This window comes from Streptococcus sp. bf_0095, from assembly GCF_004166885.1.
GTDB lineage: Bacteria > Bacillota > Bacilli > Lactobacillales > Streptococcaceae > Streptococcus.
This window is the reverse complement of the sequence record NZ_RCYU01000003.1, coordinates 70,166-91,332: the sequence shown is the minus strand read 5'-3', so window position 1 is coordinate 91,332 and position 21,167 is coordinate 70,166. Positions and strand designations below refer to the sequence as shown.

Below are 21,167 nucleotides of genomic sequence, written 5' to 3'. Positions count from 1 at the left end.
TACTTTCTTTATTGATTCAACTTAATATGCTTAATATCACGGACTTCGAAATAGTAAGCTTCATCTAATGGAACAATTGGTTCCCCTATACGGATTTTGACATTTACTAAGTTTTGATCTGTAACACGGGTTCCGAATATACCTGCAGGAATATTCGTCCTTAAGCGTTTATTGAACTCATCAAATCCGGATTCAATAGAACGTTGTATTCCTTGGAAAATAATATAAATTCCATTTCGAGGCCCTTGGGAAATCATCTTCTTAAATAACTCAATCGAAGTCAAGATATGGTTATTTAAAAGATGAGCGTCTGGAATATAGATAAAGGTTGGTTGTTGCCAGCCATTTGCCTGCCGTTCATCAATTTCTGTAGAAAGCTCTGTCAGGAAGGTTGCATATTCAGACTCCTCAACTAACACGTCTATATTCTCTTGGGAATTTGTAAATTTCCCACCCGCATTTAATACAACACGGGTCACTTTATCTTCCAGATATTTAAATCCTTCTAAGATTGTATGAGTAAGACATTCAGATTGTTGAGAAGTATCCTCTGCAATCAAGAAATATCCGTGTTTCTTCGGTTCAAACGCGACCACTTTTGTCGACTCTTTATCCAAGGCTAACGGAAGATGTAGCTGCTCCAAACTCTCTTGGACTTCCTTCTTCTTGTAGAAATCTGATAAGTAGATAACATTTGGTAGCATTGGAATAGCGGATGGCACTTCTCCATCCCACTCCTCAGACATAGCCTTAATTTCTTCTTCCATAGCTGTCAGACGCTCAATATCATTGGCTCCTGCACTTGGAAGATAAATTTGGAACTCATGCACTCCTTCTTCAGTCTTAATCTGACCACGACCGATAATCTCTTGAGCAATTAATGCTTCTCGTCCTACAACTTCACGAACCCCATTGTCTTCTACTAAGAATAAGGCCATTCTGGTAGGCAAGTTACTATTAATCGCTAGTCTAAAGCTATTTGCTCGAAGAGCTGTCATCGATATATAAATACCTAAGCTAGCTCCTTCACGTAGCACTTGGGCCACAAGAGATTCTATCGGATCTTTTAAGCTGCTTTCTTGAATCGAATCAAAAGAATCAAGAATAATAGAAATAACCGGCAAGGACTTACCTGACTTCGCTTCGTACTGTGCCAAGCTGGCTACACCATGTTCTGATAGTAAGTCTTTTCGAGTTTGAAGCTCTTGTCTGATTCTCTTAATAAACTTAACAAGTTTCTCCTCTTCTTGAAGAGTTACAATGTCCGCTACATGAGGCAAGTTTTTTAAAGGTAATAACCCATTGGTTCCAAAGTCGAATAAATAGAAATGAAGTTGCTCTGGTGAATTCATTCTTGCCATGTTTAAAACGAAAGTTTGCAAGGCGGTCGATTTACCAAATCCTGCTGATCCTAAGATTGCAAAATGACTGTATTCTTCCAAATCGAAGTCAAAGACTCGTTGCTCTTGTTTTTCTGGTAAATCTAACAAGGCAAAAGGAATCGATAGGTGACGCGCTTCTTTCCAGTTAGTCTTATAGTCGATACTTGGTGTCACTATTTCGGATTTCAGTGGCGGTAACCAAGGTTTATCTGGAAGAATCGCATCATTCGACTCAGCTAACTCCGCAATCTCATCAATGACTGCTGTCAACTCTGTCTGCTCATCCTCAGAAATATCTTGGTAATCTTCCCCAGCCGACAAGTCCGAACTTAATAACTCTGCTTGACCAAGATCATTGATCAACCAGATCCGTTCATCTACTTTCTTCTCATTGCTACTATTTGGCTGGTAATTAGCACCACTCCAAGCTGATTGGAAGAGTTCGTAGATTTCATTGTTCCCCACTTGCAAGTAAGCTCGTCCTGGTTGGATGATACTTGCTGCATCTGGGGTCTTTATAATTTCTTTCGAATCTGACTCATCCGCCACCTTCAAAGCCAACTTAAAGCGTGAGTTAGACCAGATTTGATCATCCACGACACCACTTGGTTTTTGAGTAGCTAGGATCAAATGAACTCCAAGAGATCGACCAATACGTGCTGTCGATACTAGCTCTGTCATAAACTCTGGTTCATTTTGTTTGAGTTCAGCAAATTCGTCAGAAATTAGAAATAGGTGAGGGATTGGTTTGGTAGGATATTCCTTACCATCCTGAGAACCAGCCAATCGCTTTCCTTCTTTATACAGTTTTGTATATGCATTGATGTGGTTAACTCCAAAACGGCCGAACTCTCTTTGACGTTTTTGAAGTTCTGCACGAATACTCTTAAGAGCACGCGCCGAAGCGGCTCCGTCTAAATTTGTGATTGCTCCCATTAGGTGAGGTAATTTTGCAAATAAGTTTGCCATCCCTCCCCCTTTAAAGTCGATTGGAAGGAACCCTACATCTTCCGGCGCAAAGTTGACTGCCAAGCTCAAGATATAACTCTGTAAAATTTCAGACTTACCTGAACCTGTGGTACCGGCTACTAAGCCGTGAGGACCATGAGCACGCTCATGGAGGTTCAAATACACAACGTCGTTCTTTCCTCTTAGTCCCAATGGAACTGCGAGCGTTTTTGAAGTATCGGCTAAAGACCAACGACTAGAGATTCCGAGATCATTAACTGTCTTCGCCTGATACAATTCTAAAAAGCTGATCGCTTCAGGAATAGAATTTTTCTCTACTTCAACATGGTTCAGATTGGCGAGTTTATGAATAGCATCATTAATTCCTTTATCCCATTTGTTTGGAACAAATAATTGATTTACATACTCTCGATTATCATTGACCAAGGTTCCAGTTTCGTTATTTTGGTATTCGATAACAGCTGTCGCTGTTTCTGGGAGCATTGATAAATTCTCTTTTCCCCAGATTACAGTAACACCATATTGAGTCATGTCTTCTGCAAGAAACTCATTTAGACCATGACCTAACAAATAAGAATCATCTAAGATCGTTAACACATAATGAGGACTAAAATTAAGTTTCGCCGACTTAGAGGCGTTTTCTCGAACCATTTGTCTTCTCTTTACAATAATCTGATAAAAAGAGTTCAAGACAACGTCCCTTGTTTGCTCATTATGAATTAATCCACGTAAATTTAAATTATCCAACTGGAAGTGAGGCAACCATCTCCAATAGTCCCAAGACTTCTTATAATCCTCATCTGACAATAAAGAAACAAACTGAACATCGTGATAGGAATGCATCGCTGCAATCTGAAAGAGGATGGTTTGGATAGCTGTATTTAAATAAACTAGTGATCCCGCCAACCCCAGTGTTTGATCACGTAAGGAAATAATAATCGGTCCTTGTGAAATATGTTTGTATTTCTCTACAATTTCTTTTTTTACAAATTGTTCCCACTCATCGGTCTGTTCACGCTCAGAAAAGTCCACATGAAAGCTGCTTTTGACATCTCCAATCCCCAGACGAACATTCAGAAAGTCCTCGTGGCTAGGCATTTTTTCGTAGATTCTTGAACGATACGAGCGTATTAGGGACACTAAATCGGATACTGAAGGATAATTGTATTCTAAAGCTTCCTTCTGTTTTTCAGCTAGCTTTGCTAGCTCGGATTCTTTTTCAACAAGATAATTTTGATAGTTTTCTTCTTGTTGCTTGTTCTCTTTTTCTGTTTCCTTTTTAGACGTCCAATAACTAGATACCGAAAAAGCCGCTGTTAGGAGACTCGCTCCTCCCATACTGAGCAGCATGACTGGATTACGACGGCTAATGATTGTAACAGCACCCGTCATGACTAACATTCCTAGTGGCGGTACAATCGTCCTCAGTATTTCTCCTCTCTTTTTTTCTTTCCTGTTTTTAGGAGAGTTCAGTCTAATTCTATCTTCGGCTGGTCTTAGAAAAATTCTTGGACTTCGTCTATAGTCAGGAAAATCAAGAGGGTACTCTTCAATTAGAGCCTCTTCAATAAAGAGCTTTGAATCTAATTGAAATTTCTGCAAAAGACCAATCATTTTAAACTGTTCTGGTCGTTTTTCGATCAAAACACCATCTATAACTAGCCTATCCCCAATTCTGAAAAGCCCGTCGAATGTATCAACTTTTTCTCCATTGAAATAAATATGAGAGCCATTCGAAAAAAGGGTCAATAGATGAAACTCTTTTGAAACTGGTTTAAAGCGAATAAAGGCTTTCGTAGCAAACTTGATTGCTGAAGAAGAGAGATTTGAAATGATAAACTCATTTCTCGGTATGTTTGTATAAGTCGGATTTAATTCTCCTAGGGAATAGGCTACACAATTGTGTAAAAAATCCCCAGACCATGCTTGTCCGTTAAACAATAACTGATTGTTTTCATCAATACTAATACACCCGTACTCCGTCTCAATTTGATTGAAACTTTTAGAAAGTCCAATATGTTTGAATTTACGGCCGAATACAAATACATCGTAAAATACATTAGAAGGTACTTCTCTATTACTATCAAAAATTTGGTTGGAATGCTTATTTTCTTTCATACTCGTCTTTTCCTTCCAAAAGTTCTTCGTAATTTTTAATTTGTTCCTTATATTCTTTTAGTTTCTCTTGTTTTTCAGAACCTTTCATTTTTGTATCCCCACTAACATGGCTATACAGTTTTCTATAAGCATATAAAATCAGTTGATTGTCCCCTATATTTTGGGCTACATCCAAGGTTTTTTCATAATCGCCATTCCCAATATAGATCCAATATAAGAGAATATTTTCATTAGTTTTCATGGAAATGTTTTTTAAGATATTCTCTTTTTGCTCGTTACTGAGATTGTCCTCTTTAATCGAACTAATCGCTAACATATATTGAGTACCCTTTGGAAAGTTTTTCGGATTATCTTTCTCCAAAACTTCAATGGCCTTAGAATACTCATTGTTTGTATAATAGATCTCACTTGAGATAATTCGATCTTTGTACGGAAGCGTATTAAATAGATAGAAACCTGCTACAAGTGAAAGAATTACAAATAAAGATCCAAACGCTATCATCCCCCACTTGTAAATCATAAACTGATTTTTAGGTGTATATATATTCTCTTCTAATCTTTTTTGAACCTGTATGGCAACTTGTTGATTCAATGCCTCATTCAATTCTTCAAAATTTTGTGCTTGCTGAACCTCTTGTGAGAATGGGTTTTTAATAGCACTTGAACCATTGATGAGGTCATAGAAGTCTAATCGAGGATTCAGAATATAAAGAATCAATGCACGATAGGATTTAAAGTAGTCCTCATTTTCTACGAAGGGCATTACAGAAGTAGAAAAGCCTCTATGCCCACTTTTTACGTATTCACCCAAAACAAAGAAATTGTCTGGATGAATATAAGGAACTACCAAGGTGTGAGAATAGCGAGAAAGAAACTGCATCTTTTGAGCCAATACTAGTCGATCAACCAAAGATAACTTTTCTAGCGCTTCAACTAGAGGAATTGAAGACTCTTCAACTGTATACGTCACTCGAAGTTCTTCTTCGCTAACTTCTACAACTTCACCTGCTAAAAAATGAGTATCCTTTTCTAAAAATGTTTGATACTGTGGTAAGTCATTTATTTTAAATTGATTAGCTTTCAAACTCACCATCAAGTTCTTATCTTCCACATAGATATCTAACTCAGGATAATATTCTTTTATCTGTGACACAGGACTACCTCGCTATTCTACACTCGTAACTATTTCAAACTGATCACCATTTCCAATAGGATATTCAGATATTAGAGCTGAAGGTGCTAATGAAAAAGGTTTGTTTTTTAATACCAAATCAAATTGTTCTGGTAAATGAATTTCTTTTAAGACCAATGCTTCTCTTAACAATATTTTTAAGCGATTAATTGTTACAGCAGTTGGAATCATGACATCAAAATTTTGATTTCGAAATGCAAGTTCTATTGTAATTGTTTGGGGGTTCATCAAGACTACTCCTTATTTTTTAATTGGAAATCTGAAAATACCTTTCCTAATCTCCAACCTATAAATGCTATAAGGGTTCCCCCTAGCAAAAATAAACTACCGAAGAAAATCTTTATCCAAGAATGAGATGAATCTTCTAAAGCATTTGGTATGAATTCTGGAACAGAATAATCTGACTGGAAAAGAATATCTTTTGATGATGACTCTTTTTTATGTCCCCAATCATCCTGAAAGACTTTGTCAGTTAATTCGTTCAAATAGCTACTTTCCTTTTGTTTAAGGTCCTTATTTTGTTCTTCTTTCTTTTCAAAAAATAAATCAGTCTTATTTTCATAGTGTTCATACTGCTTTTGTTCCTGATCTCCACCATAAATGACATCATTATGAATCTCAAGTGATGATTTGTCATCCGCAAAGACAAGATTGTGTGTCAATACTAATCCTGTCAAAACTATGAAAAGATGGAATACTGAAAGTATTTTTTTACTAGACATTAAAATCTCCTAAACAGACTCTTCCTTTAATGGTTTTATAAACAAATTTAGCAATGTTACTGCAAATGCAACTAATACCAAGATAAAAATTGTCATTCCTCCAACACCGATACCATTAATTAAGGCAACATAACCATTTTCAATATTTTGGAAAGGTGAGAAACGATAAAGGAGTGAAACTATTGTTCCCGGTTTTGTTGACGAACCAATAATTGGCATTAACAGCAAGTAAATACCTAGCAAGAATGTAAAGATATATAAGGTAAGTGTTCTTTCAAATTTTCGCAATAGGTAAACAAAAAGATTAATTAAAGCGAATACTAGTAAGAATGTATATAGAATCCATACTACTTTTGAGACGGATTGAAGGATTGTCGAAGTGACAATTGCGAATACCATCGCTGATATACCTGCAATTGAGTTGATCTTTACTGTATTAGGAAGATTGTACCAGATACGATTCGGTGTTTTAATTTTATCTCGTTTATCAAGACTCCGAGGATTAATCAAGTACATAGTAAAGAAACTAATCAAAATGGTAAGAAGGGCACTAACAACTGTCATATAATACGGAATAATAGAGACCTTTGCAGTGGATCCTTTAATGGCACTAACTTCAATAGGTGATGATAAGAAATTAAATACTTTTTGATTATCTGCTCCACCATTCTTAGTATTTGATAGCACTTTATTAAAGGATTCTACATATTTTTGATTGTCTGCTAAGTTAGAATCTGTACTAGATACGTATTTATTAACACTATTTAACACAGCATTCACTGATTCCTCTAATTGCTGCACATCTGTTGAAAAGCTTTTTACAACCTCATCCATCTTAGGCAGTCCACTAGCTGTCGTTTCAGTTTGCTTTGAAATATCTTTCGCTGATTTTTGGATATTTCTCAATTGAGAAGCAACATTCGTTAACTTGGCTGTATTTGCAGCATCTTGCTCTGTTCGAGAACTTGTATCAGACTTATAAAAATCATCTAGCGTTACTTTGGCATTATTGTACCAATCACCTAACTCTGCGATTAGTTGATAATAATCATTTTGACTAGGAATAGAATTTAAAAGACCATAGAGAGTAACTTCTTTCTCAGATGTTGCTGTATCATCCGGGGTTCCCAGCAATACTGTTAAATCTGTGATTCTCTTATTTAGTTCATTAAAGATATAATCGCCATCTTTTTTATAAGCTTCAGCAAATTCATCAGACACTGACTTAGCTAATGTCTTTTTATCAATATTATTGTAGCGATAATAAATAGAGTTTGGTCCTGCTAAATCTCCCAACGAAGTATTATTATTCTGTGCACGAAGTGCAAAAGAAGTGATTGACTCTGAAGGATCCGAAAAGATCGTTGTTATTTGTTGAGCCGCTTTATCCAAAGATGAAAAATTATTAAGAATAAGTGGCAAATCTTGGACAATTGTATCGTTTTTCGTGTCAAACACAGCCAGTTTGCCAGAAGAAATCCCACCTTGACTATTAGTCCATTGGTAGTCCACTTCATTATAAGAACGATTTTCTGTAGGTTGAGAGCTCCAGGATAAATTTACAGATACCGTCACCGGTAGAGAACTTGGCGCTACTGGTACCTTCACAACCTTAGTCCGGACTTGATTACTTGAAGTCACATCTTTTTCTGGGACATTCGTTTGTTTGTCTGTACCTTGATCAGCTTGTGGGTTTTCCACAGAAGTATTTTCTGCAGGAGTAGTCTCTGCAGTGGTACTTTCTACAGTAGTACTTTCTGAAGGAACACTTGCACCCGCTGTATCATGGATAGAAATAACAAAACCATTCGATGAAGCGGATACTGTAGCTGCTTTGTTGTATGGGGCAAGTTGCTGATTTAAGCTCGATTGAATCTGAGCCGCAACACCTCCACCATTTGAAATAGAAACACCTTCTCCATTTAATGAAATGGTATCTCCACCAGTACCGATGTTAAAGGTAGCTGTTGTTTGGAAGGAATTTGCCTTGTCAGACTCTTGACGATTCACAAAATTATATGATGTAGTAGTTCCAGTTCCTACTCCAAAATCACTTGCATAACGATTAACAAGAGCTAACTCACTTCTATATAAATTAGCTTGGTCACCAGTAATAACATTCTTCGTAACAAGCGCATCAATTAATGAAGATAACGAAGCAGTTGGAGTAGCTCCCACCTGAACGTTAAGCTGTGAGAGGTAATCTTTATCAAGCTTCGATCTCTTGTCAGGATTCATTAAAACGGCAATCGCTTCTTTTGCATTTTCAACAGTTGCTGTCTCTGGAGTTAATTTACTATCTCCGTAATATTTTGAAGAAATAACTTGTTGTAGGTTTTGAAGGTCACTAATTTGACCTTCTACCTTTTTAATATTTGTTTCTAATGCTGTTTTTGTCAGTTTTTGAGCACTTTCATACTGCTTAGCATTTTCTAAGAAACGAGTATAAATACTTTTAACTGGAGTCCCTTCAGAATCAACTGGTTGAGAAGGAGTTGCTGATTCTTCCGCACCTAAAATCATAAGACTCGCAAGCATTTTGTTGTAATAAATATCTAAACCACTATATTGATTGGTACTAGCGCTTGAATCAGAGGCATTTGTCCCATTGCCTTCTGGCTGAAGGGTATCTGCAATCCCCCCTGCTTCTTCAGCATTCCCGTCCATGAGTGACATAACTGAAGAAACAAAACTTTTCTGTTCATTCTCAATAGCCGTACTGTTTGATTGTAAAGAATTGGTTATAGCTGATACGCTACTAAACGATTGTGGAAATGACTGAAAAGGTGTTTGAATATAGTTCTTCAAAAAGGTTGAGTTTTGGTATTCTGTATCTACTATTCCTGTGACATTTTGCTGTGCATCCGTTACACTTGCAACAACACTTGAAAAATACATTTGTACAATCTTCTTATTGAAATCATATAGAACTGTATTAATATTTTTCTCGATAACTTGTTGTGTTACCTGATTTTGACCATTTCTAATATGATATTCAATATTGGCTTTTTGTGGGTCTATACTTTGTAGTGATAAAACTGATTGAGAAAAATTCTTAGGAATTACAATCATAGCATCATATTCACCACCCTCAATCCCCGCTTTTGCTTGGCTTCGATTAGAGGTCGACCACTTATGTTGTTCATCTTGAGAAACTAATGTGACAAAATCATGTCCCAGTTCATATTTCTTTCCTTCAAACTCCCACCCATCATCTTCGTTAACCAAAACATATCTAGTCTCAGAAGATTCTTTACCTAATACTTGAGTTACTGACGAGTCTTTAAATGCTATATAGACAAAAGTACTCGACACTGCTATTAGCGTAATTAATGTTAATATTATTGTGAGAACCTTTTTATTTATTGTTTTCAAACGAAACATTTTTTCTCCTAAAATTGTAATTAAAATAGCCAGCACTCAAAATAGAGCACTGGCAATAATAGTTTATCTTAGAAACCGAATGATGCCTTATCAGCTACATCACGCTCTTCCACAGTATTAGCATAAGCAATAAGCTGTTGGTTTACACTCACAAGGAGTTCTTCCATTTGTTTTACATTTGCTCTCAATTGTTCAAACTGCTCAAGGTATGCATTGAAAGCTTGACCTTGCCATGTTGATGCAATTGCGTCATTAGTACTTGAAACTTTTTGAATTTCAGCTTCAATACTGCTTGCAGCTGTTGTGTACACGCTCGCTTGAGAACGTAGTTCTTCTGGGGTAAGTGAAATAGCTCCTGCCATATCTTTTTCTCCTTCTCTTTTAAAGACATAAATATACTTTGATAAGCATACTTTTGACTAATGATACCCTAAAATAACAGCAATGTCAATTACAAAAATGTATACTATGTTTCGCAAATATTACTTTGACGTTACACTAATATAACTTTTTATTTTTATTATAATATAAATGTTATATCTTCAACTCAGACGTTATAAATATTCAAATTGTGTATTAGATTGAATTGTAAACACTGACATTAACCAATATAATTTAAAAATCTTTTGCCCCGCTTTTGCCCCACTTTTGCCCCATTTTTAAATCCTGACATTGAAAATACCTAAAAGTATTTCCCTAAAATCAGCTATATTTCAACATTTTTGTTTATTTTCAATATGAAAAGTTCTTACAAATTCATGCAGGGGGCATCTAAATCAACAGGAAGAAGCCTTGGAATTCAAGGCTTTTTTGCTTGTCATTTTGTTTTTTGTACCAAAATTTGTACCAAAAAGTTTATATTCACCAAATTAGCGAGTCTCATCCAAAGAATCGAAAAAACCACCGCGAGGGTGGTTCTTTTTTATCAATCGTCAAACACTCCGCCTGTAAGCTGGTACATGAGGTAAATGTGTTCTAGGACTTTTACCCTATCCATATGATCCACATCTTTAAAGCCTCCTAATGCCAGGAGTGGAACAAAACCGAAACATTCATCGTAGGCCAATTGACCATGTTTAGCAACAGCTTTTTTGTAGAGTGGAATATCGAAATATCTTAAAACATATTCATCATCCAAAAAATTCAAAAAATGTGACAGACGCTTAATTATAATGTTACAATCTTGAATATTATATTGGACAATTCCCACATAGGCATTCTCTTCCCAAGTAATAATATCTCCAAATGCTGTTACGAACATAGGAAAAGCGATATCTCCTCTGAAATAGCTATCTTGGAGAAGTTCAAGATAGTCATCTGGATTAATGACTTTTAGATAACCATCTAAAAAGCTTCCCAAGCCATCCTCCTGCCAAATTTGAACTAACTCAGTTGGAACTTGATCCTTGTATTTTTCAATAACTTCTTGGGGCATGTCTGCCACTTTTACAAAGTTTTCTAGCATGTTTTCCTCCGATTTGATTTCCTATTCACGTTTCACTCTGCTTCCAGTATACCACAAACCATATGTACCAAAGACTACTTAACAAGAAGAATAACAGTCTCATGCGTTTTTAAGTATCTAAAGGAAATATAATAAAAATAATGTTTTTGAAGCACTCTACCAAACACCAGCCTCCTATTATCCCCCCACTTGTGGTATGATGATAGAGTATGTTTAGGTGCTAAAAGGAGAACGAATATGAAAATCGCATGGCATGAAATTAAATACCAACCCAAGAAGTTTATCCTGATTGAACTCCTCATCACCATCCTCATGTTTATGGTGGTATTCTTATCTGGTCTGACAAATGGATTGGGCCGTTCAGTATCCGCCCAAATCGATAACTATGGGTCGCTGCACTACATCCTTTCGACGGATTCAGAAGGGATTATCCCCTTTTCAACTATTACGGTGAAGGATTTAGATGAGGTCCAAAAGATAGAGGGAATGGGCTATTCGGGTTTGTCCATCCAGCGGGCAACCGTCTCAAAAACAGAGGATTCCAATACTCTGGATATCACCTACTTCGCGACCGATCACAACGAAGAAGAAATCCTCAATCCAATCATGGAAGATACAGACCTCAAGATCTCCGACCTAAAGAAAAACGAGGTCATTTTGGACAGTTCTTTCAAAGAGGATGAAGGGATCCAAGTCGGCGATCACGTGATCGACAAAACTTCTAAGCAAAAACTCAAGGTCGTGGCCTTCGCGAAAAATGCCAAATACGGTTATAGCGAGATTGGTTTTATCAGCTCTGAAACCTACACAGGCATGCGGCAAAAAACAGATCCAAGCTATCAATGGCAAGCCCAAACCCTTGTGACCAAGAAAAGCATCACTTCTAGTGATCTAGCCAACAACTTAATGGTGGCGGATAAGAAGCAAGTGATCGATAAAATCCCTGGCTACAAGGCTCAAAACCTGACGCTACGGATGATCACGTGGGTGCTCTTACTCGCTTCTTCTGCTATACTTGGGGTCTTCTTCTATATCCTCACCCTGCAGAAGTTGAAACAGTTCGGTGTCTTGAAGGCTATTGGCATGTCCATGAGCCAGATTACCTATGTCCAACTATCCCAGCTCACCATCATCTCCCTCATTGGAGTGCTACTGGGACTTGGCTTGGCAACTATGATGGCGCCATTTTTACCTAATAGCGTCCCTTCCTTTATGACCCTGAAAGACAACCTCACCATCTCGGTTAGCTTTATCCTGACCTCTATTTTGTGTGGTGCCTTGTCCCTTGTCAAAATCAAAAAAGTAGATCCAATCGAAGTCATTGGTGGAAATGGAGAATAAGATGGCCATTATCGAATTAGAAAATATCAGAAAATCCTACGCCGATGGTAGTCAGATGCACCATGTCCTCAACCAGCTGGAATTAAGTGTCGAACCCAACGAATTTGTCGCCATCTTAGGCCCTTCAGGATCTGGTAAATCCACGCTTTTGGCCATCGCTGGCTTGCTTTTATCAGCGGATGAGGGGCGGATTCGCATCGCAGGCCAAGACTTGACTGGTCTCAACCAAGGCCAATGGACGCGAAAACGGCTGGAATTGCTCGGCTTTATCTTTCAAGATCACCAGCTCCTCTCCTATATGAAAATCGGTGACCAGTTAGAACTGGTGGCCAAATTGAAGGGGGAAAAGGACAAGAAAAAACGCCATGAGGAAGTCAAAGCCTTGTTGGCAGATCTGGGCATCGAAGCTTGTTACCACCAATACCCGAATCAGATGTCCGGTGGGCAAAAACAACGGGCAGCCATCGCTCGAGCCTTCATCGGAAATCCGCAGGTCATTTTAGCCGATGAACCAACGGCTAGCTTAGACCCAGATCGAGGGCAAGAAATCGCCCAGTTGATCCGGAAAGAAGTCAAATCCAAAAACAAGAGCGCCATCATGGTGACCCATGACCGCTCCATCATGACCTATGTAGATACCATTTATGAATTAAAACATGGCCAATTGCTAAAGGTAGAAAAGGTTGATTAAATACAAACTAGCGAACAAGAGAAATTCTTGTTCGCTAGTTTTTTAGTCTTGAGGATCTTTAGGCAGTTCCATACGGAAGCGTAAGCCCATAGCCGTTTTATCAAATTGGTAGGCCAGTTCTTCATGGTCTAGCAAGTGTTGAACTACGAAGAGTCCCAAGCCTCCTTCCTTCTTCTGGCGGCTAGCGGTCATTGGCATCTCAGCGGTCTCTACCATTTCCTGGCTGGTATTTTCAACAGCCAAGTGCGTCCCTTCTTCTTCGAGACGAAGCCGGATCTCTCCACCGACATCCGAATGCTTAACAGCATTACTGATGACATTTGAGAGGACCAATTTCAGAATGGCTGGGTCCATATAGACTGGTTTGTCAGGGATTTGATTGTCAATCGTGAGCGAGCGGGATTGAGCCAAGACCTTGTACTGGTCGAGGATCTGCTCTAAGACCTGATCCAGCTGGATCCACTCCTTGTCACCAGCCAGTTCTTGGACAGAGGACAGGGACAGGATTTCCAGGACGATCTGGTTCATCTCATCGACGATATCGAGGGAGACTGATAGGTAGCGGTCCCGATCCTTGTAACGGCCGATCTTATCTCGCATATTTTCGAGGATAATCTTCAAGCTAGCTAGAGGGGTCTTGAGCTCATGCGAGGCCCCTCTCAGAAATTCGACCTTCATCTGCTCCAACTTGATATTTTCCTGTTTCTGCTGCTCTAGATTGTCGATCACTTCTAGGAGATGGTGATAAAGGTCGTTAATCTGTTGCTTGAGGACGCCGATTTCATCCTGCGAGTGAATAGGAAGACTGGCTGTCCGATCTAACCGCTTCATCCGCTTGGTCATCTGCTTGATCTCAAGGATCGGAGCAGAAATCATCCGAGCATAGAGGTAGGAAGCAATCAGCGACAGAACAAAGGAAGCAAGGAGACTATAGGGAAGAAAGCCCAGACTGATGTCCCGCGCTTCCTTTTGCGAATCGACGGTCGCTAAGAATTGCAAGGTCAGGTCTTTCCCTTCTTTGGTCTGAATCTTTCGCTCTTCAATGACCAGGGAATTATTCTGACTATCAGGGTTCACGAGCAGGTCATCCTTGACCTCTATGGCATTTTGTTTTTGCTTGCCCTTGATAGAGACCTTAATATCATTGGTCTTAGAATAAAGGTCGATGACCGACTCAATGGTCCCTTCTGCCTGACCTTGGAAACTCTTGGCCATGGCCTCTGATTTCTTCAAAATCGTCTGGCGCTGGGACTCGATATAGGTCGATGGAAAAATAAAGTAAACCGAAGCATGTAGAAGGATGACTAGGCTACTAAAAAGGGCAAAGGTGATCAGAAAGATCTTTGCAAAGATACTCCGTTTGGTCATGGTCTCTCCAATTTATAGCCGACATTGCGTACCGTAACGATACAGTCCAGCTCTAGTTTTTTTCGTAGTTCCTTGATATAGACATCAATCACCCGGTCAAAAGGGATCTCCTCCGTCTCCTTCCAGACGGCATCGAGGATCTGAGTGCGGGTCCGGGCCTTGCCTTCATGCTGGAGCAAGTATTCCAAGATTTCCAACTCCTTGGCATTCATGGAAATAGCTTGCCCAGCTAGGCTGGCTGTATAACTCTCAAAATCCACCCGTGCATCTCCATAGGTGAAGACCCGGGAAGGTTGAAGCTTTTTAAAAATAGCTTCGATCCGGACCTTCAAGAGGGACAAGGAGAAGGGTTTTTCCAGGTAGCCATCTGCCAGCTCTCCAAAGGCCGTCAACTTATAGTCCTCATCATGGAAGGCCGTCAGCATGAGGACAGGGACTGAGCTAGTCTTCCGGATGGCCTTGAGGACTTCCAAGCCATTGAGGATAGGAAGCTGGATATCTAGCAAAACTATATCCGGCGCTTCTCTGTGAAAGAGGTCCAGAGCCTCCTGCCCATCGCCTGCTTCAAAGACCTCATAGCCACATTCCATGAGATAGTCGCTCATCCCTTCGCGAATCAGGACTTCATCTTCTACGATTAGTATCTTCATATACTTTCCTTTTATCTAAGAAACTTCTTCTACCTCCTATTATACCCTATTTCTATTTTAGGAAACAATCTCTTATTCGACATCCACCAAGAGTTCCTTTGGTTTCTTATGCAAGAGCCATTGAGAAGAAAGGATGGATACGAGAATCAAGAGAAGCCCACCGACCAAAACAATCACGAGCAATTGGCTCGGTTGGATATCCATATGGATATCTGTCAGGGTCTTACTGAAGCTTTCTGCCTCAGCTCCTCCACCAAGGTTAGCTGCAGAGGATTCTTGAGCCATTTGTTTGGCAATGCCACTGGTTACGTTTTTGAGCACCGTATCTCCCACTGCTTTGGCAAGAAGTCCTGCGACTCCATAGGAGAGGAGGAAGGCTGGGATGGAAATCATGACCAATTCTGCCACGAATTGCCCCGCAATCTGTACCTTAGAAAGTCCAAGAGCCAGTAAGATACCAACTTCTCTGCGACGGGCATTGAGCCACAAGACAAGAAGAAGAGTGAGAAGCAAGCTAGCAAAGATGAGGCTACCGATAAACAAGTAGTCTGCCACTTGGAACATGCTGCTGATGGATTTTTGCAAGGCTGGGTAGTTCGAAGAGCTCTTAACCAAGTCAAAGTAATTCCATGGGATATCCAAGGCTTTGATTTTTTCGATCAGTTTATCCAGGTCCTGATCCCCTTTTGCAAAGAAGGTCGCATCCTCATAGGTGGCTGTTTGGACGGTATTGCCATAGAGTTTGGCAGCTGTATCCAAGTCAGAAATGAGTGTATCTTCATACAATTCTTGGGCGTAAGTGAGAGGAGCTTGGTTTTTCCCTGAGAACAAGCCTTTAATGGTCACTTCGACGGTTTCATTGGCCCCTTTTTCATTGTCAGCATCGTAGAGGTTGGACTTGAGACGCACCTTATCGCCCACCTTGAGGCCATTCTTTTTCGCCAAATCTTCGTGCATGAGGATTTGGTTTTTGTCCTTATCGGTCAGATGCTCCCCTTGAACCAGCTTGTAGGCCCCAGAGACAAATTTATCTTCTTTTGAAGAGTCATTGACCCCTGTCACCATCAAGGTGTTTTTGAAGTGCTTGGCCCGCTCTGGAGATTGATTTTGCAGAGTTTCTTCTGTCTCAATAATCTCGTGGTCTAGGATATCTGCGATGGCATTGATCCGCTTGATGGAGGAGGTGATGCCCTCTACCTGACTGATTTTTTCGATATCCTCTCCTCTGAGATTCCCAGCTCCCCGAGGGGTTCCCGGATTGGTCCTGCGGTTGATCTGCATGGAGAAGCTATTGGTGATGGAACCCAGACTTTCTGATGAAGCTTTTTGGGTTGCTCCCTTCATGGAGAGTCCGATCAAGCTCAAGGTCCCCATGAGGAGAATGATGGCAAAGAGCAAGAGAGACTTGGGCCATTTACGTGTGATATAAGCAAAAGCATTTCGCAACATAGCATTCCCTCCTTACTTGCTCTTCTCAACGAGGCTACGGCGACTCAATTCCAAGACCACATCGGAGGCCTCTGCCACTTCCTTACTGTGGGTGACGACGATGACACATTTTTGGCGTTCCTTGGCCAATTTCTTCAAAATCGCAATGATATCACCTGCTGTCTGTTCGTCTAGATTTCCCGTCGGCTCATCAGCCAAGATGACAGGAGCTTCTGAAACGAGCGCACGCGCAATGGCCACCCGTTGCTGCTGCCCTCCGGATAGTTGGAGGACATTACGTTTGATTTGCGTTTCGTCCAGCCCCAATTCCAAAAGAATCTCTTTCCCAGCTTGTTTGTTGACCAGGCGGACATTTTCAAGTGGTGTCAAATAATCGATCAGATTGTAATTCTGAAAGACCAGGGAAACATGGTGCTTGCGGTGGTAGCTAGACCCTTTGGTCTGGATGTCCTCCCCATCAAAGAGAACCTGCCCCTTCTTGGGATTGTCCAGACCAGCTAAGAGGGAAAGGAGGGTTGATTTCCCAGTTCCTGACTGGCCAATAATACTGTAAAATGTCCCATTCTCGAACTGATAGTTCACATTTGAGAGGATATCTTCACTATAGCTTTGGTAACTATAGGCTACATTTTTGAGTTCTAACATATGTGTTATTTCTCCTTAACTCATTTTTGTTAATATTTCTTTTGGTGTCTTGCGCCAGATCATGCTAGTCGTTACACCGAGCGACAGAAGGATCAAGCACAAGAGGCTAGCATAGGCGATTCCTAAGGAAAGGCCTTGAGGGATCTGATGGAGTAAGTCTAGGGTCTGCTGTTGACCCGTCTCTCCGACAAATTGTTCTAAGAAACGATGGCTAACCATCCGCCCGATGAGAAAGGCCGGAATCACTGCTAGTAGGGATACTAGCACCACTTCCAAAAGGAACTGTCTAAAGATCCGGCCCTTGCTCTTCCCAATGGATAAAAGCACCCCGATTTCATGGATCCGCTCCCGTGTCCAGAGACTGAGTAAGAGCGATAGGGCACCGGCTCCCGTCACCAGGAGGACGATCATCATGATCCGCACCAGGCCTTCTAGGGTCTGAGAGGATTCCTTCATCTGGTCAAAGGCCTTGCGATCTTCGACCAAACGTAGAGACTGCCAATCCAGATCCAAGCTTTTAACTTGCTTCAAGAGGGCATCGATTTTCTCAGGATCTTTGACGCCAAAGGTGACCTGGGTCACTTCTTGCTGACTGAGACCTAGGAGCTTGGTCGCATCCTCATAAGGGAGGTAGACTTGGTTTTCACTCAGATCTGAGGTCATCCCTGTGAATTTTTCCTGTTTCTTACCCGAAAAGATGCCAACGATTTTAAAGGTTTGCTCTTTGGCAGGAGTCTCTCCCATCTGAAAGCTGGATAAGGTCAAGGAATCTCCGACCTTTAGCTTGTTCTTCTTAGCCAACTCTTGGTGGATCAAGATCTGGCCGCGAGCCTTGTCGGATAAGTGCTTGCCTTGCACCAGTTGGAAACTACCACTGCGGAAATCCAGGTGCTGGTCTGTCTTCTGGGTAAAGACAGCACCTAGCGCTTGCTTGGCTTCCTGACCCAAATCGTCTCGCTCCACCGACTGCTGCCCCGTCACCGCTTCTTTACCAAGAATGCGAACGGGACTTTCATATTGAGGAACCATGCCTCCCACCCCAGCTAGTCGCTGCACCTTTTCAGCCTCTTTCAGCGCAAAGGGAGTATTCCCCTGCTTACTGGTCAGGGCAAAACTGGTCCCAGCCGACTGTTTGATATGTTCCTCCAGCCTTCCTCCTACTTGCATCAGTGAAAAACAGAAATATAAGCAAGAGAGGATCAAGAGGAGAATCAGAAAGAGAACCAGATTCCTCGTTCTTTTTCGAGTAATATAGGCAATTGCCTGTTGTAAGAGCATGAACTCACCCTCCATTTCAAAGCCCATAGCAATGCAAAATGGGCGCTTTCATCATTTGTTATAGTTATTATAGAAAAGAAATGTGAAATGTTTATGAAATAGAAAAAAAACTCCCCCAGAAAAATCTGGAAGAGCCTTAGCAAGGGGTGGATGAAAAAGTTTAATATGAAAAAGGTCGATAAAAATTAAGAATCAAAAAGTTTTAATTTATTCGATCAAGTTTTTGTCTTTAGACATGTATGTGGGAAGTATTCCCCCCTTGCTCTAGTGTAGAACATTTATCTACTTCCTATATTTTAACGCATCTTTGTTACAAAATAAAGGAATTTGTATTGCATTTTTGTTCCAAATATCGAACAGGCAGGTTACTTCAAAATACCAACTATCTATCCACCTACTTCAAAGGTTATTCTTCCCGTGATTTCACTATATGTGAACAAAAACCCACACCTCAAATAACTGCTATAATCCCCATCGGATTGATCTTAGTTTCTTCAATAAAGGAAACCGACCTGTAGAAAAGACCGGCTTCAGCCAAATTTATTTCACAAACTTTCGTAATATATATAAATATGCATCCTTCTGCCACAAAGAAAAGATTAGAATAATCAGTTCATCCAATGATCGATTGAGGATTGGAGACTTGCCAACCTCTTTGAGCTAGTAAGACGTTTAGCCAAACCGCCTGATAGCGGTTGGCGTCAAATGATTAGAAGCATAGCCTCAATCAAGCACACAGATTACGACAGAAAATAAAGAAGGCCGATAATGCCTTCTTTGTTTTCTTAGTAAGATGATTAGGTAGGCCGCAACAAAGCGGCTACCGTCCAATGATTCGGTGCTTTAGCACCAATCATTGGTATCAGATTACATCATCCCACCCATCATGCTTGGATCCATAGCCGGTGCTGCTGGAGCTGGTTCTGGTTTGTTGGCTACCACTGCTTCGGTCGTCAAGATAAGGCTCGCTACGGAAGCCGCATTTTGAAGGGCTGAACGGCTCACCTTCACTGGGTCGATAATTCCTGCTTCAATCATGTTGACCCATTCACCTGTTGCAGCATTGAAGCCTGTTCCGACTTCTGCATGTTTCAAGCGATCGATAACGATTGATCCTTCATAGCCTGCATTGTGAGCGATTTGACGTACAGGCTCTTCCAAGGCGCGAAGCACAATGTTGCGTCCTGTCGCTTCGTCCCCTTCCAATTCAAGGGTTGCAACTGCAGAAATAACATTGGCAAGGGCCGTACCACCACCGGCAACAATTCCTTCTTCAACCGCTGCGCGTGTCGCATTGAGGGCGTCTTCGATGCGGAGTTTCATTTCTTTCAACTCCGTTTCAGTTGCAGCTCCGACCTTGATGACTGCAACGCCACCAGACAATTTGGCCAAGCGTTCTTGGAGTTTTTCACGGTCAAATTCTGACGTTGTGGTTTCAATTTGTGATTTGATCACGGCCACACGGTTAGCGATAGCTTCAGGATTTCCTGCACCTTCTACAATGACTGTGCTATCTTTGTCCACTGTCACTTTACTTGCTTGACCGAGCGCCTCGATGGTCGCATCTTTCAACTCAAGACCGAGATCTTCTGTGATAACAGTACCACCTGTCAAGATCGCGATGTCTTCTAGCATAGCTTTGCGACGGTCTCCAAATCCAGGAGCCTTAACAGCTACGACATTGAAGGTTCCACGAATCTTGTTCAAGACAAGCGTTGGGAGAGCTTCTCCATCCACATCATCCGCAATAATCAAGAGCGGACGGTTGCTTTGAAGGATACTTTCAAGCAATGGCAGGATTTCCTGGATGTTTGACACCTTCTTGTCGGTGATCAAGATATAAGGATTTTCAAGGTCTGCCACCATTTTTTCATTATCAGTGACCATGTATTGAGAGAGGTAACCACGGTCAAACTGCATTCCTTCAACGACTTCCAACTCTGTTTCCATTCCACGAGATTCTTCAATCGTGATCACTCCGTCGTTGCCCACTTTTTCCATGGCTTCTGAGATGTATTCACCGACTTTTTCAGAGCGAGAAGAGACAGCCGCAACCTGGGCGATAGCTTCTTTATTAGCAACTGGAATGGCATTGTTTTTCAAGGCTTCAACAGCTGTTGCAACCGCTGCTTCAATCCCACGACGGATACCGATTGGATTCGCACCTGCTGTAACGTTCTTGATCCCTTCACGGACGATGGCTTGGGTCAAGACAGTCGCAGTGGTTGTTCCGTCTCCAGCGATATCATTGGTCTTCGAAGCAACTTCTGATACCAATTTGGCACCCATATTTTCGAAGTGGTCTTCCAATTCGATTTCTTTGGCGATGGTCACCCCATCATTGGTGATCAATGGTGACCCAAATGATTTTTCAAGGACCACATTGCGACCTTTTGGTCCCAAGGTCACTTTCACAGTATCTGCTAGGATATCCACCCCACGGACCATGGCTGCACGAGCATCTGATGAAAATTTAATTTCTTTTGACATACATCTTTCTCCTTTCTGATTCT

Annotated in this window: 15 protein-coding genes; 2 read left to right on the top strand and 13 right to left on the bottom strand. The window is 40.8% G+C overall.

The annotated features are described in order from the left end of the window. Nucleotides 1–8 precede the first annotated feature (8 nt). The 7 genes from essC to EAI95_RS07895 form a co-directional block, all read right to left on the bottom strand. Nucleotides 9–4,469 (bottom strand): type VII secretion protein EssC, encoded by a 4,461-nt coding sequence (gene essC, locus EAI95_RS07930; protein WP_129822662.1) that lies wholly within the window; start codon nucleotides 4,467–4,469, stop codon nucleotides 9–11. Continuing rightward, nucleotides 4,456–5,622: a type VII secretion protein EssB gene (gene essB, locus EAI95_RS07925; protein ID WP_126403708.1), complete on the bottom strand. Its 1,167-nt coding sequence runs from the start codon at nucleotides 5,620–5,622 to the stop codon at nucleotides 4,456–4,458. Before essB ends, essC begins: the two co-directional genes overlap by 14 nt. Nucleotides 5,623–5,634: 12 nt before the next feature. Beyond that, nucleotides 5,635–5,889 (bottom strand): type VII secretion protein, YukD family, encoded by a 255-nt coding sequence (locus tag EAI95_RS07920; protein WP_126403707.1) that lies wholly within the window; start codon nucleotides 5,887–5,889, stop codon nucleotides 5,635–5,637. A 5-nt stretch (nucleotides 5,890–5,894) separates the two neighbouring features. Further along, entirely contained in the window at nucleotides 5,895–6,383 is a 489-nt protein-coding gene (locus tag EAI95_RS07915) for a type VII secretion EssA family protein (RefSeq protein WP_126403706.1), read from the bottom strand. 9 nt (nucleotides 6,384–6,392) lie between these two features. Then, nucleotides 6,393–9,767 carry a type VII secretion protein EsaA gene (gene esaA, locus EAI95_RS07910; protein ID WP_129270365.1) on the bottom strand — a complete coding sequence of 1,125 codons (3,375 nt, stop codon included), beginning with the start codon at nucleotides 9,765–9,767 and terminating at the stop codon, nucleotides 6,393–6,395. 68 nt (nucleotides 9,768–9,835) lie between these two features. Beyond that, the gene (locus EAI95_RS07905) at nucleotides 9,836–10,129 is read right to left on the bottom strand and encodes a WXG100 family type VII secretion target (protein WP_126403704.1); all 294 of its coding nucleotides are present in this window, start codon (nucleotides 10,127–10,129) and stop codon (nucleotides 9,836–9,838) included. A gap of 563 nt (nucleotides 10,130–10,692) precedes the next feature. Continuing rightward, a complete protein-coding gene (locus EAI95_RS07895) occupies nucleotides 10,693–11,232 on the bottom strand; it encodes a T6SS immunity protein Tdi1 domain-containing protein (protein WP_129270363.1) in 540 nt (179 codons plus the stop codon). A 237-nt stretch (nucleotides 11,233–11,469) separates the two neighbouring features. On the opposite strand from EAI95_RS07895, the gene EAI95_RS07890 reads away from it, so the two are divergent. After that, a complete protein-coding gene (locus tag EAI95_RS07890; RefSeq protein WP_129822661.1) occupies nucleotides 11,470–12,573 on the top strand; it encodes an ABC transporter permease in 1,104 nt (367 codons plus the stop codon). 1 nt (nucleotide 12,574) lies between these two features. Beyond that, nucleotides 12,575–13,264: an ABC transporter ATP-binding protein gene (locus EAI95_RS07885; protein WP_129822660.1), complete on the top strand. Its 690-nt coding sequence runs from the start codon at nucleotides 12,575–12,577 to the stop codon at nucleotides 13,262–13,264. Nucleotides 13,265–13,306: 42 nt separating this feature from the next. Here the strand turns inward: EAI95_RS07885 and EAI95_RS07880 are convergent, their stop codons facing one another. The 6 genes from EAI95_RS07880 to groL form a co-directional block, all read right to left on the bottom strand. Then, complete coding sequence (locus EAI95_RS07880) at nucleotides 13,307–14,632, bottom strand: HAMP domain-containing sensor histidine kinase (protein ID WP_129822659.1); 1,326 nt, start codon at nucleotides 14,630–14,632, stop codon at nucleotides 13,307–13,309. Continuing rightward, on the bottom strand, nucleotides 14,629–15,282 hold the full coding sequence (locus tag EAI95_RS07875; RefSeq protein ID WP_129822658.1) for a response regulator transcription factor: 654 nt from the start codon (nucleotides 15,280–15,282) through the stop codon (nucleotides 14,629–14,631). The genes EAI95_RS07880 and EAI95_RS07875 overlap by 4 nt, the downstream gene beginning before the upstream one ends. A gap of 72 nt (nucleotides 15,283–15,354) precedes the next feature. Continuing rightward, nucleotides 15,355–16,731, bottom strand: a complete 1,377-nt coding sequence (locus EAI95_RS07870) for an ABC transporter permease (RefSeq protein ID WP_023022102.1) — start codon at nucleotides 16,729–16,731, stop codon at nucleotides 15,355–15,357. 12 nt (nucleotides 16,732–16,743) lie between these two features. Further along, on the bottom strand, nucleotides 16,744–17,376 hold the full coding sequence (locus EAI95_RS07865; protein WP_009731296.1) for an ABC transporter ATP-binding protein: 633 nt from the start codon (nucleotides 17,374–17,376) through the stop codon (nucleotides 16,744–16,746). Between the two features lie 15 nt (nucleotides 17,377–17,391). Then, nucleotides 17,392–18,654 carry an FtsX-like permease family protein gene (locus tag EAI95_RS07860; protein WP_129822657.1) on the bottom strand — a complete coding sequence of 421 codons (1,263 nt, stop codon included), beginning with the start codon at nucleotides 18,652–18,654 and terminating at the stop codon, nucleotides 17,392–17,394. An 867-nt stretch (nucleotides 18,655–19,521) separates the two neighbouring features. Next, nucleotides 19,522–21,144: a chaperonin GroEL gene (gene groL / locus EAI95_RS07855; RefSeq protein WP_048789495.1), complete on the bottom strand. Its 1,623-nt coding sequence runs from the start codon at nucleotides 21,142–21,144 to the stop codon at nucleotides 19,522–19,524. Nucleotides 21,145–21,167: the final 23 nt, after the last annotated feature.